General features: G+C 39.9%; 6 protein-coding genes. 4 read left to right on the forward strand and 2 right to left on the reverse strand.

Going from position 1 to position 12,665, the window contains the following annotated elements; all coding sequences use genetic code 11:
- Nucleotides 1–99 precede the first annotated feature (99 nt).
- Nucleotides 100–606 (reverse strand): hypothetical protein, encoded by a 507-nt coding sequence (locus tag F948_RS00885; RefSeq protein WP_004916789.1) that lies wholly within the window; start codon nt 604–606, stop codon nt 100–102.
- Between the two features lie 183 nt (nt 607–789).
- Between F948_RS00885 and F948_RS00890 the strand changes: the two genes are divergently transcribed.
- From F948_RS00890 to recD, 3 genes are all read left to right on the forward strand, one after another.
- Nucleotides 790–4,431, forward strand: coding sequence for an exodeoxyribonuclease V subunit gamma (locus F948_RS00890; RefSeq protein WP_004958656.1), 3,642 nt, complete (start codon nt 790–792; stop codon nt 4,429–4,431).
- Nucleotides 4,432–4,434: 3 nt separating this feature from the next.
- Nucleotides 4,435–8,154, forward strand: coding sequence for a UvrD-helicase domain-containing protein (locus tag F948_RS00895; protein WP_004958657.1), 3,720 nt, complete (start codon nt 4,435–4,437; stop codon nt 8,152–8,154).
- A 99-nt stretch (nt 8,155–8,253) separates the two neighbouring features.
- Nucleotides 8,254–9,999 carry an exodeoxyribonuclease V subunit alpha gene (gene recD / locus F948_RS00900; protein ID WP_017397474.1) on the forward strand — a complete coding sequence of 582 codons (1,746 nt, stop codon included), beginning with the start codon at nt 8,254–8,256 and terminating at the stop codon, nt 9,997–9,999.
- Nucleotides 10,000–10,662: 663 nt separating this feature from the next.
- Here the strand turns inward: recD and F948_RS00905 are convergent.
- Nucleotides 10,663–11,961, reverse strand: coding sequence for a serine hydrolase domain-containing protein (locus tag F948_RS00905; protein ID WP_004958664.1), 1,299 nt, complete (start codon nt 11,959–11,961; stop codon nt 10,663–10,665).
- Between the two features lie 236 nt (nt 11,962–12,197).
- On the opposite strand from F948_RS00905, the gene rpsO reads away from it, so the two are divergent.
- Nucleotides 12,198–12,467, forward strand: coding sequence for a 30S ribosomal protein S15 (gene rpsO, locus F948_RS00910; RefSeq protein WP_004656162.1), 270 nt, complete (start codon nt 12,198–12,200; stop codon nt 12,465–12,467).
- The last annotated feature ends 198 nt before the right edge of the window (nt 12,468–12,665 follow it).

Raw genomic sequence — 12,665 nt, forward strand, 5'->3', positions numbered from 1 at the left:
AGTGGTATCGTCAGGCGAGGTAGATGATTGTGTTCATTGAAAAAGTGTGTAGTAATGACTAGATCACATCTAAGAAATGTGATCTAGTCATTCTTAAATTTAAGCCACGATGGTGCTTCGACTTTTTTGCTGAATACGTTTTGCCAAGTTATAGCAATCTTGGATATGTGCTTCAGTGATTTTACGCATCATAAAATAACCAAGGCTTGCTGCGATCAGTTGACCACCCAAAGGGATAAATTTGGTCACTTGTTTAGTGGCAATTTTGGTAAAAAAGCCGTTAAAAGATTTTTTCATTGCTGTGCGTGCGACAACGAAACCAGAGAACTCAAAACCACGTTTGCGTAATTCGTCCCAATGGATTTTCTTGGTTTCAGGATCGTAAACACTAATATGTTCAGGGGCTAAACCAAAGCGTGCATTAATATGCGGAATGATTTGCGTCAACATGCCTAAGTCGACAACAACGTCAAAAAATGGAATCGGTACAATTGCTGCACCAGCAGACCAATATGCACGTTTTTTTGTTAATTCTAAACATTCCTCTCGGATTTGCTCCAAGTTCAAACTTGGATCTATTGAATCAGGAATTTTTTCGATTTTCATAAAGTTATACCTAATGTCTATCCCTTGATAGTACATTCAATCGTATTGAATGATGAATTTCAAAACAAATTTTTTATTTGATTGTTGGATTAACGTGACATAGTTTGTTGAAGTTGTATAGTGATGATTGTGTACGAATTTGTGCATTCGAATGGTGATTTATTAAAGAGGTTTCTTTAACACATGGGTATTCATGTCATTCAAAGTCAGCGCCTAGATGTATTATTACAAGGGGTGATGGCCTCGATGAATCAGCCGAGTTCGTCACCATTTCAAGTTTTTCAAACGCAGCATTTTATAGTTCCTAGCCCTGCTCAAGAACAATGGCTAACGCAAAAAATTGCTGAGCAGCAAGGCATGTCAGCGAATTACCAATTTCACCAGCGTATTCGTGGTTTTCAATGGTATGCCTATCAACAGGTGCTCGAAAATAAAGAACAAGTCCGTAAAGCCAATATTCCTCGTTTGATTTTAAAATGGCGTATATACCAAGCTTTGCAACCTTTTATTCAGTCTGCACAGATCAGCTTGCTTGAAGATCATCCTTTATATTCGATTGTGCAGCGTATTTATGACAGTGCCGACCAATTACAAGATGGCACAGAGAAGCAGTTAAAAAAGCAAAGCATGCTGTATTGGGTCGCTGAGCAAGTCTCCCATCTTTTTAATAACTACATGATTTATCGCGGAAGTTGCCAACATGGCTGCGTACAGGATTGTAGTTGTGCGAGTAACTGGTTGTCTAAATGGGGGCGTAATCAAGCCCTAGATATTGAAAAGTTAATCTCGACAACAGATCAACAGACGTCTGCGTTTAGTTTGAACCAAATCGAACAGTTAGAGGCTTGGCAGCGTTGGTTGTGGCAGCATTATTTCCATGAGGATTTTGTGGAAATGCAGCGTATTGATACCGATTTTTGGAAACTTTTAGACAATGAGGTTACAAGAACGCAGGCTTTGGCTCAACTTCCCAAGCAGATCATTATATTTACACTATTAGATTTACCACCCAGCCAATTACAGTTTTTACGCCGTTTAGGGCAGTATCTTGATGTGTTGATTTTGCATTTCAACCCGTCACAAGAGTACTGGGCAGACAGTGTCGATCCGCAATGGAAGCAGCGGTACGATCTTGGTGTCAAAGAGCGCTTTATTCTTAAAAATCCAAAGGCGACAGATGCAGAAATAACGGCCTTTTTTGAACAATTCACTTTGTTTTTTAATGCGCAGGCCCGTGAGTCACGTCATCCTTTATTGACTCGACTGGGTAAACAAGCTCGAGATCATTTCTCACTTTTATCACAATTGGCAACAGGTGAGGAAGGAAAATGGGTCGATGCCTTTGTGGATCATTTTCCAGAAACTTTATTGGGTAAAGTGCAGTCAGATATTTTCTATCTTGCTGAACCCAAAGCTGAACAGTATCAGTTAGCTGAAAATGATCAGTCGATTCAGATTCATGTGTGTCATTCCAGTTTAAGACAACTTGAAGTGCTGAAAGAGCAATTGGTGCATTGGTTATCTGAAGCAGATGACATACCACGCCGTGCGAGTGATGTATTGGTATTAACGCCTAATCTAACTGAATTAGAACCTTTAATCCGCAGTGTGTTCCCTGCGGTTGCTCATACTCAAGAGGTGTTTTTACCCGTCAAAATTGCTGGAGTGGCGCAGCTTGATGCACTCAATGCATGGCGAGCTGTTTTAGGTCGGATGCAATTACCACAAGGGCGTTTTACTCAGGATGATTTTGCAGATTGGTTGAATCTAGCCGCAACTCAACAACGTTATGGTCTTGATTATAGTCAAGCTCAACGCATTTTAGCTTTGTTAAATGATGCAGGCTTCAAGCGTGGCTTGGATGCAGCACATTTACAGCAAAGCTTAAGTGCTAACGATGACGACTATCGCTATAGTTTTAAGTTTGCTTTAGATCGATTAGCACTAGGGATTGCCATCCCAGCTCATGTGATGGTGCAGCAGACTTTAAGTTATGCAGATGTTCAGCCAAGTGACTTTGAGTTGATAGGTTTGTTGATTGAAATTTATCAAGATTTATCAGCTCGACGTGATTGGTGGATTGCACATGAGTTAGGGCAGAGTTTTACTGTAGAAGCTTGGTTGAAAAAGCTAAAGGAAGACATCCACGAGTTTGAACAAGCTGATATTGTTGCCTTGAAAGCAGTACGCGATATTGTCCATAAGCAAGAGCGAATGCTGACTTTGGCGAGCTATTATGACGATGCTGAAACTCAATTACGTCAGATTTCACTGCCTTTGCCTTATATCGTTGATGAAATTCAACGAGCTTTAGAAAGCCAATCTGCACAAGTCGAACCGACAGGGCAAATTACATTTAGCCAAATTGGTCAGATTCGCCCGATTCCTTATCGATTGATTGTGCTTTTGAATTTAGATACAGGTAAGTTCCCTAATCGAGATAGTCATATCCCCTTTGATTTAATAGATGCTCTTCGTCAGCAATTAGGTGATCGTTCTCGACTGGAAGATGATCAAGGTGCATTTTTGGATGCAGTTTTGCTAGCACAAGAGCAGCTTTGGCTATTCTATAATGGTTTTGATGTGAATGATGGTGAGGTACGTGAGCCATCAAGTGTATTGCAGGGGTTTCGAGATCATTTGGGACTGATTATAAAGCCTGATCTCGCTGACTCATTTGCCAATACAGAAACTTCTTGCACGGATGATTATAAAGCTTTGCAAATCCCGTCAAAACTTTATCCACTTTATCATTTGCATCGCTTACAACCTTTTGATCCATTAGGATTTATCGCTGAGCAAAGACATATACGCTATCAAGATCATTGGTTTAAGGTGGCATCCCAGTTGCAGCAGGTTAAGGGTGAACGTCAGGCTTGGGTCAATACAAGTTATCCACTTGAACAGCAAGACATGATCATTCTAGATGCTCATTCATGGATTCAGGACGTGATTTTCCCTGCACGTTTGTATCTTAAAACGCTGGGTATTGAAAATCTAAGTGCTACAGAAATGGTGGATCAGACTGAACCTCTGATGCTCGATGGTCTAGGTAAATACGCGATTCGTCATTTTTTACAACAAAACATAGATGCTACGGCACCCGCTTTATTACAAGATCAGTTACCTGTCGGAAAAGTGCAACACAGCGCATGGCAACAAAGTCGTATAGAGCAACAACGTTTGTTAGAACGTTTGCAAGACTATGCAACTTCCCCAACAGAAACCACGCAACGTGTTTGGCGAGTATCGAAACAACTTCAGATCAGTTGCGTTACGCCCAAACACATCGCGCAAGACTGGATTAGCTTAGATGCTTCGAATGCACGTGCTAAACGCTTTGCCAAAGTTTGGCTTGAGTATTTGCTGTGGCTTGTCATTTTGGATCAAGAGACGGCCTCTGAAAAACGTCGTGTGGTGGTATTTAGTGATCAAACCGTGATTTGTGAAGGGGTGAGTTCACATCAGGCGAAGCACTATTTACAGCATTGGCTACAGCTTTGGCAACAGGCCCAACAGCAACCTGTGGTGCTGCCTGCGGCATTGTTATTAAAGCCTTTAGAAAAAGGGAAAGCATATGACTGGGTTGAACAGGATACACTACATACGCTGAGTGAAGAGAGCCAAAATGATTTGCTGAAAATCTGGAAAAATACCTACAACACAGGCTTTGTTGATTTCAGTCAAGATGAGGCGAATCAACAGCATCGAGATTGGCAGTTTATTTTGCAGGAACAGGATGCAACTGCATTGTTGCAATTCGCCTGTGATCATTATTCTTATGCTTTATATCAACCGATTTTTGAATTTTTACGAGTGGAGTAAGACATGCATTCACAATTTCCAGTGTCTTACCAACCGATTCGTGATATTCAATTCGAAGGTTTACATTTAATTGAAGCTTCAGCAGGAACAGGTAAGACTTATACCTTGTCGAGTCTCATGGTGCGGATATTTTTAGAAAAATATTTGCCACATCAGGTGATTGCAACAACATTTACTCGTGCGGCAGCAGCTGAGTTAAAAACGCGGATACGTGCGCGTTTAGTTGAGGTTCAACAGTTTTTAGAACCATTTCGAAATGTATTGGAAGCGGATATTTATCAGTTTGCCTTGCAAGAAAATGATCCATTAAAACAACATGTTCTACAAAATTTCGCACCGCGTATTGCTTATGCTTGTGAACGGTTAAAGCTAGTAATAGATCAGTTAGATGAGTTATTTGTTGGCACATTAGATAGTTTTAGTCAGAAATTATTACGAGAATTCGCTTTTGAAAGTGGAAAGATCGAACGCGCACAAATTACGGAAGATGCAAAAGCCTATACCCGTCAATTGATCCACGATGTACTGCGTGAATGGATTCAAGCCCAGCCCCAACCGTTGATTGATACACTTTATATGGTGGGCGGATTAAAGAATGTCGATTACTTTATTGGTATGGTCGAAAGTTCACTAAATTTTAGTTCAGCACAATTTAAGTTGCCGAATTTTCCTGAGATTGAATGGGCTCAACTGCAACAATGGCGGCAACAAGCACAGCAAATTGAACTTAATTGCTTGGCTGAATATTTTAATTTGGATGGTGCACATTATTCACATATCAATGGAACTTCTTTTCGTAATCATGCATTTAATAAACTGTTCAGTGAGTCTCTGCCTCAACTATTAAAAACACTTATTGAGACGGAGAATTTACAAGTTTTTGATGCTTATTTTTCCAGTCAACGTGATGCCGCATTTAAATTTTTAGATAAGCTCAATGAGCAAAAAATATTTAAGAAATGTCCAGCTGATATTTCAGAAGGTTTTTATCAACATCCAACCCTTTTACAACTACAACGATTACTTCAATCTCTGCAGCAGACTCAACAACAATTCGAACAATTACAAGTTTATTTAAAAGCTTATTTATGTGTTGAGGTTAAAAAACGTTTGCCACAAATATTACAACAAAAGGGAGAAACTACTTTTGCTCAGCAAATTAAAACCTTGTCAGATGCTTTAAAGGGTGAGCAGGGGCAACGTTTTGCAGTCTTTGTACAAGCCCGATATCCGCTTATTTTGGTAGATGAGTTTCAGGACACAAACCAAGATCAGGATGATATGTTGGCTAGTATTTGGCGGCATCCACAGCGTTATCAAAAGGGCTGCATGATTATGGTTGGGGACCGTAAACAGGCGATTTATGGGTTCCGTGGCGGGGACATGCTGACCTTTCTGAATGCCTATCAAGATATTATGGCAAAACAGGGACGTGAATATAAATTGATTCATAACCATCGATCAGTCAAAGAATTGGTCGAAGTGGTGGATGCTTTATTTCAACGACAAATAGATTTTGGCGAGCAAGTGATCTATGACCCGATTCAAGCAGGAGAGCGACCACATCCTGCCTTAATCGATGATCATCAAATTAATCCTGCCCCTTTACGTTGGTTACAGCTCGCAGACTCAAAAGAACAAGCGACTCAGGTCGCATGGAAAATTCAAAGTTTGCTCAATCAAGCACACTTAAATCAACTGTATCTTCAAGGTGAAACTCGGAAAGCAATTGACGAAGATGATATTGCTGTACTTTCACGTAGTCACAGACAACTAGACGAAGTACAACAGGCATTGCAGCATTTGGGAATTCGTGTCAATCGACCATCAAAACGCAGCGTATTTGACTCGCCTATCGCACAAGATGTGGCAGCCTTATTGACGGCTCTACTTCATCCCTTTGATGAGGCTAAGTTGAAACGAGCCTTACTTAGCCGTTTATTTGGATTTGATCTTAACCGTTTGTTAGCACTCGAGCAGAGTCCAATTGGGTTAAGTGAGTACATGCAATCCTTTGATGATCTTCGTGAAATGTGGATTAACCAAGGTTTCTTGGTGGCGTGGCAACAATGTCTAAATCAATTCGAGATTTGGCAGCAATTGGTGATCACTCAAAGTAAAGATAATGAACGTGCCGTGGTAAATTTACGTCATTTGACCGATATTTTGAGTCAGCATAGCGAACATGTACAAGGACCTCAGAATCTCTATCATTGGTATCTTAAACAGCTGAATTCGCCAAGTGATCGAGAGTGGGAGCTGGAACATAAACTATCCAGTGAAGCTGGTGTTCAACTCATGACGATTCATCAATCTAAAGGATTGGAGTTCAAAATCGTCTTTTTATTGGGTGCAAATAAATCACCCTCAAATCAATCAGAAGCTTTAAACTTTTCCACTACAGAGATTCAACTCCCTGAAACAGGACAAATCCGAACACAACGTGTCGTTGCGATCGCCGATAAGAATTTTCTTCAAGATACAGAAATCAATCAGCATCAACAACGTGCTCAAGCCGAACAAAACCGTTTATGGTATGTCGCACTAACGCGTGCTAGTCATCGTATTTATGCTGTTTTTGAACCTGAAAAAGGGGATAAAGCCAAAGCATCTGCCTTAGCTTTTTGGAAAAACCAAGCTGAGGTTTTTCAGCATATCTATAGCGCGGATGAGGCGTGTCTTCAGGAACGTCCTGCAACTCTTCGTACTGCAAAAATGTCTCAAGATTTGACACTTGCCGCACAGCCTTTACCGACACAACGTTTTTATGCACGCGGCAAAACTAGCTTTAGTTATTTGGCACAACATTTAAAACATAAAGCCAATCGTATGGATCGCTTGGCAAATATGGATCAGAATCTACAACAGGCTGAAGATGAATTAGAGCTCACACAAATCATCATTGATGAGAGACCGGTTTCGCAGCCAATCGCCTGGATTAAACAAAATTTTCCAAAGGGTGCTTTGGCAGGTAATTTCTTACATGAGATTTTTGAGCTGATTGATTTTCAACAACCTGATACTTGGGTCGAAGAAATTCGTCGCCGTTTTAAGAATACTTATCAAAGTTTATGGTCTGATCTTTTTAGCTTGTATCAACAGCAGTTTCCAGAACAGCCACAAGCTGAGCAGTTGTTATATCAATGGATTGCGGAATGGCTACAAGATGTTTTGGCTACACCTCTGAATGGTGATTTTCAGTTAAAGCAGTTAATAGCAGGACAGTATCTGTCGGAATGTCCATTTTATCTGTCTTTATCTGATCGTGTATTAGCAATGCAACGCATACAGCAGTTGTTTGAAGAATATGACATTTTTATGCCTGAACTATTGGAGGCGAAATCAGCACGTTATCTAAATGGTTCTATTGACTTGGTCTATTTTGATGGTCAGCGCTACCATATTGCCGATTATAAAAGTAATTATTTAGGTGCAGATCAATCAGATTATGGTGCTGAACAGATTGCTGACAGTATGTCATTGTCCAGTTATTGGCTTCAGGCAGGGTTATATTTAGTCGCTTTGCATCGCTATCTTCGCGTTAAACTGCAAAATTATAATATTGCAGAACATCTAGGTGGTGCATCTTATCTGTATTTGCGTGGTATGAATGGACAGGCTCAGCAAGGCTATTTTTATTGGAAGCCAAATGATGAGTTTATTTTACGATTAGATGCAATACTGGGATATTTTTCTGAGGATAAAAATCAGAAAATAATGTAGATAAAGTGTGTAATTTTAAATTAAACAAAAGTTTATCTTGTGAATAAGTCTGTCTATAACCTTGTGGACAAGCGTGTGGGTAAGTTTGAGGATAACTCTGTGGACAAAAGAATTAGTCAGCAACCAGAACAAAACCAGTGGTTGAATGTGTGGAGTCGCTATCTTTCTCAAGCACCGTTCTCTCAATCTGCTCAACCATCGAATGCTGCGAAAATATTAGAGCAATTGATGGAAGCCAGTTTACAAGGCGACAGTTGTATTGATTTTGAAGCAATACAGCTTGAAGCATTAGGTGATCTAGCGGTTTCCAGTGAAATCGCAATGACTCAGGTTGCCCCATGCGTATATGATCAGCAGGGCTTGGCATTATACCGATATTGGCAATTAGAACAACGCCTCGCTCATCAGATTTGTCGATTAAAGCGACAAATGGTACCAGAGGTTGATATTTCTGTTTATCAACATTTATTGAGTGATGAATTTCAGCAGAAAGCTTTAAGTATGGTGTTGCAACAATGGCTCAGCATCATTACAGGAGGACCAGGTACAGGTAAAACCTATACTTTGGCACGCATTATTGCTGCATTAAATCAAACAATCCCTGATATTCGGATTGCCATGGCTGCACCTACTGGTAAGGCAGCGCAACGTATGCAAGAAGCATTGCAAAACTCATTTAAGGATCCCAAGCTGCTTGAGTCTGGGCTAGTAACGGATAACCTACGACACCAAAGTACCCAAACATTGCATCGATTGTTAGGAATGGGGAATCGACAAGTTCCACGCTTCAATCTCAAACAACCATTACCTTATGATGTCATCGTAGTGGATGAGGCGTCGATGTTAGATTTGAGTCTTGCGACCGCGTTATTTGAAGCGGTTCCTGAGTCATGTCGAATTATTTTATTGGGAGATGCCAATCAATTAGCATCCGTCGATGTGGGAGCAGTTTTAGCAGATTTACAGCAGGTGAAAGGCTTGGCAGATAATCGAGTAGAGCTAAAAAATAGTCGCCGTTTTTCTGATGAAGCCAAAATTGGTCAGTTAGCTCGTTTTATTCAAGCACAATCGGCTTCTGCTGACTCTCATTTAGTTTTATCTAAACTTGAAAGTGAAATTGTAAAGCCTGCTTTACTTCAGCAGATTAAACTCAGTAAAGAAATGCCTGATTTTATTCAGTTGGAATATTTACCTGAGCAACAGGATATAGATGCTGAGCAGTATCAACAAAAACTAATGTATGGCTTTCAAGATTATGTCGACGTATTAAAAAACTATATAGAAGCCGACCAACCAGAATCATATATTCAACAGGTTATTCAGGTCTTTGATGATTATCGAATTTTAGTGGCAGTGAAACATGGTGCTTTGGGGATCGAACAACTCAATCGCTATGCTGAACGTTGGGTGAATCAGCAGCTTAAACAAATTGCAGTTGCAGAATGGTATGTTGGACGCCCTGTGATGATGACCTATAACGACTATCAGTTAGGGATTTCAAATGGTGATATTGGGATTTGTTTTAAACATCGAAGCCAAGCACAACAATTTGAAGTGTACTTTCCGAGTTTAAATAAGTGGATTGCAGCACATCGACTACCGCGTAATATGCAAACAGCGTTTGCATTGACCATTCACAAATCTCAAGGTTCTGAATTCTCTCATACTGCAATTGTCTTAGATGCACATGCAGAAAAATTGTTGAGTCAGGAATTGATCTATACAGCAATTACAAGAGCGAAAAAAGTCGTGAGTATTTTAGCGACACAGAAATCATTACGAGCAGCCCTTACGATTCGAACAGTTCGTCGCAGTGGTTTAGTTCAAAAGATTAATTTAGGTTGATTGTGAAATTAATCTTTAAAATGAGGGCTTTTGTAAGCAAAAGCTTACATAGATTCGAGATATTGTCGCTAGAGCTAAATACGTGTTTTTGAGATTATATAACCACAAACAGCCTAGCAAGGAATGCTAGGTAAATCGCACAAAGATAATAATAAAGTCGGTATGACAGCGAACTTACAGTGAAGTAAGTGATAAAAGAGGAAACTTACAGCCGCTAAGCCTTGTAGTTTTGGGAGAGACTACAGGGCTTTTTTATTTTCTTGATTTTTCTTTATCTGATTTCATCAAATTGCAATTTAGTTTGTTTAACTTGCAACACATTAATATTCACTCTGAGTCATTTTAAAATTTAGATTATTATTTAATCTAAAAAAGTGATTGTAGGACAACAAATTTGTATTATTAAGTTAAATGTTATACAGACCTGTACGTTTTTGCTTACATAGAGATAAGAAAAATGCTATTTTTCTCCACAATTGATTCTGAGAGAATAGTAAGCATAAAGAGGAACAAGCTCTAATAACTGCACAGTACACCAAGAAAATGATGTGCTCATACGTTCAGAGGGTTGAATGTAGCAAAACAAGAAAAGAAAGTGATAACTATAATTACGCGCAGAAGCCCAAGTCTAACTTGGGCTTTTTTATGCGTGAACGCTTCAGATTAAACTTTATCATTTTCAGTACGATCAGTTGCAAACAATGAGCGTCGCTGATTCTTTGGAATTTTTGGACAGTTGGTTGAGATTTGATAGAGGGTCTTTGCTAATGCAGGTAAATGAGTTCCGACGACTGATTTGCCCGTTGTGAGTAGAGAAACACTGATGTCGCGCTCTGGGTCTGCCCAACATAAAATATTTGAGAACCCGATATGCCCAAATGCTTGTCCAGTCATTGGACCAAATAAGCCAATTGGATTGCTTCCAAGCATAGGTCCTAACGCATAGCGCATAGGGGCTAATAAGGTACGATCTAAGCTAACTCCAGAAGTTGGCAGGGTTGAACGGAATACCGTTTGTGGCGACATAATTTGTTTGCCTTCATATTCACCACCACTCAACAACATTTCAAAGAAACGTCCTGCTTGTTCAGCACTGGTGTAAATATTTCCCGCTGGACAGATGGTATCCATAAAACGGTTGTCATTGGTTACATCAACTGCAAGTTGTAGTCCACCACCTAATACGTGGTGTAGATAGTGATCCGTCCCTAAACTTGGATGGATTCCTGTGGCATAGTTTAATGCCGCATCGGCACGATATTCTGGTTTGAGACCGTAGTTAAAATAGTTAAGCCCCATTGGTTTTTCGATTTGTTCAGCCAAAAAGTCACGAACATTTTGTCCTGTTACACGTTTAACGATTTCACCCAAGATATAACCTGCGGTAACTGCATGATAGGCGAGGTGAGTACCTGATGGTGAAACAGGTTTAGCAGCACAAAGTAACTTTAAAACTTCATCTTGGTTGAACAGAAGTTCTGGAGTAACTTCTTGATCAATACGAGGGATTCCACCACGGTGAGAAAGTAAATGAAAAATGGTGGCACGACGCTTTCCGTTGACACCATATTCAGGGATATAGTAGCTGATTGGATCTAGTAAATTTAGATCACCACGCTCATCTAACATATGGATGAGCATCGCTGTGACCATTTTCGATGCTGAAAATAAACAAATTGGAGTATCTGGTGTTCCGATTTGCGCATCAGCAGCTAAACCTTCTGGCGCATTTCCCCGTGCATAGCCAATACTTCGGTTGAGTAGAATCTGTCCATTACGACGTAAGCACAGGGTTACAAGCGGGTAATTACCTGTTTTATAAAGTTGTTCGACACTATTCCAAATTTTTTGGATTTGACGTTCCGTCATCCCACCCAATTCAGCTGCGACCTCATCTTTGGAGCGAATAACTTGATTCAGGTCTTTTGGAACATAACAGGTATTGGTAGATAAAATTTTCACGATTCCCTCGAATTTTTTCGTTTTCTTTCACTTCTGTTATAAATTGAAAACAGATTCATCCTAGTGTGCCGTTTTTGTTCAACGCTGTCAGCTGCCGAATTGCCAGTAAACATAAAACATTTTTGCAATATAACGATAGATCACTTAAAATAGCACCTTGCTGTAGTGATGCACGGCAGTCGGTTGCTCGCAACTGATCATTATCATTTAACTTTTAAGCATCTCGGAGAAATCGAATGGCTTTAACTAATACTGATCGCGCAGAGATCATCGCTAAATTTGCTCGTGCTGAAAATGACACTGGTTCACCAGAAGTACAAGTTGCTTTGTTGACTGCTCAAATCAATGATTTGCAAGGTCACTTTAAAGAGCACAAACATGACCACCACAGCCGTCGTGGTTTGATTCGTATGGTTAACCAACGTCGTAAATTACTTGATTACTTAAACGGTAAAGATCACGGTCGTTATGTTGCTTTGATCGGCGCATTAGGTTTACGTCGTTAATTCGATTTTACTTTGTTTTCGCTATTTCGCATGTTGTTATGCTTTATCGCTGAAAAGAGAGTTTCATCTAATTTATTTTAGGTGATTTTAAGAAGGGGCGCTTGTTCGCTCCTTCTTTGCGTTTAACTTTTTTAAATATTTGATCTAGTGCGATGGCTTCTAAGCTTTGTCATTTATCTACACAGCAGTTGTGGTCTG

The organism is Acinetobacter junii CIP 64.5 (assembly GCF_000368765.1).
Lineage (GTDB): Bacteria > Pseudomonadota > Gammaproteobacteria > Pseudomonadales > Moraxellaceae > Acinetobacter > Acinetobacter junii.

Coding starts and splice junctions, on each gene's coding strand:
- F948_RS00885 (WP_004916789.1), bottom strand. CDS start 606: ATGAAAATCGAAAAAATTCCTGATTCAATAGATCCAAGTTTGAACTTG.
- F948_RS00890 (WP_004958656.1), top strand. CDS start 790: ATGGGTATTCATGTCATTCAAAGTCAGCGCCTAGATGTATTATTACAA.
- F948_RS00895 (WP_004958657.1), top strand. CDS start 4,435: ATGCATTCACAATTTCCAGTGTCTTACCAACCGATTCGTGATATTCAA.
- rpsO (WP_004656162.1), top strand. CDS start 12,198: ATGGCTTTAACTAATACTGATCGCGCAGAGATCATCGCTAAATTTGCT.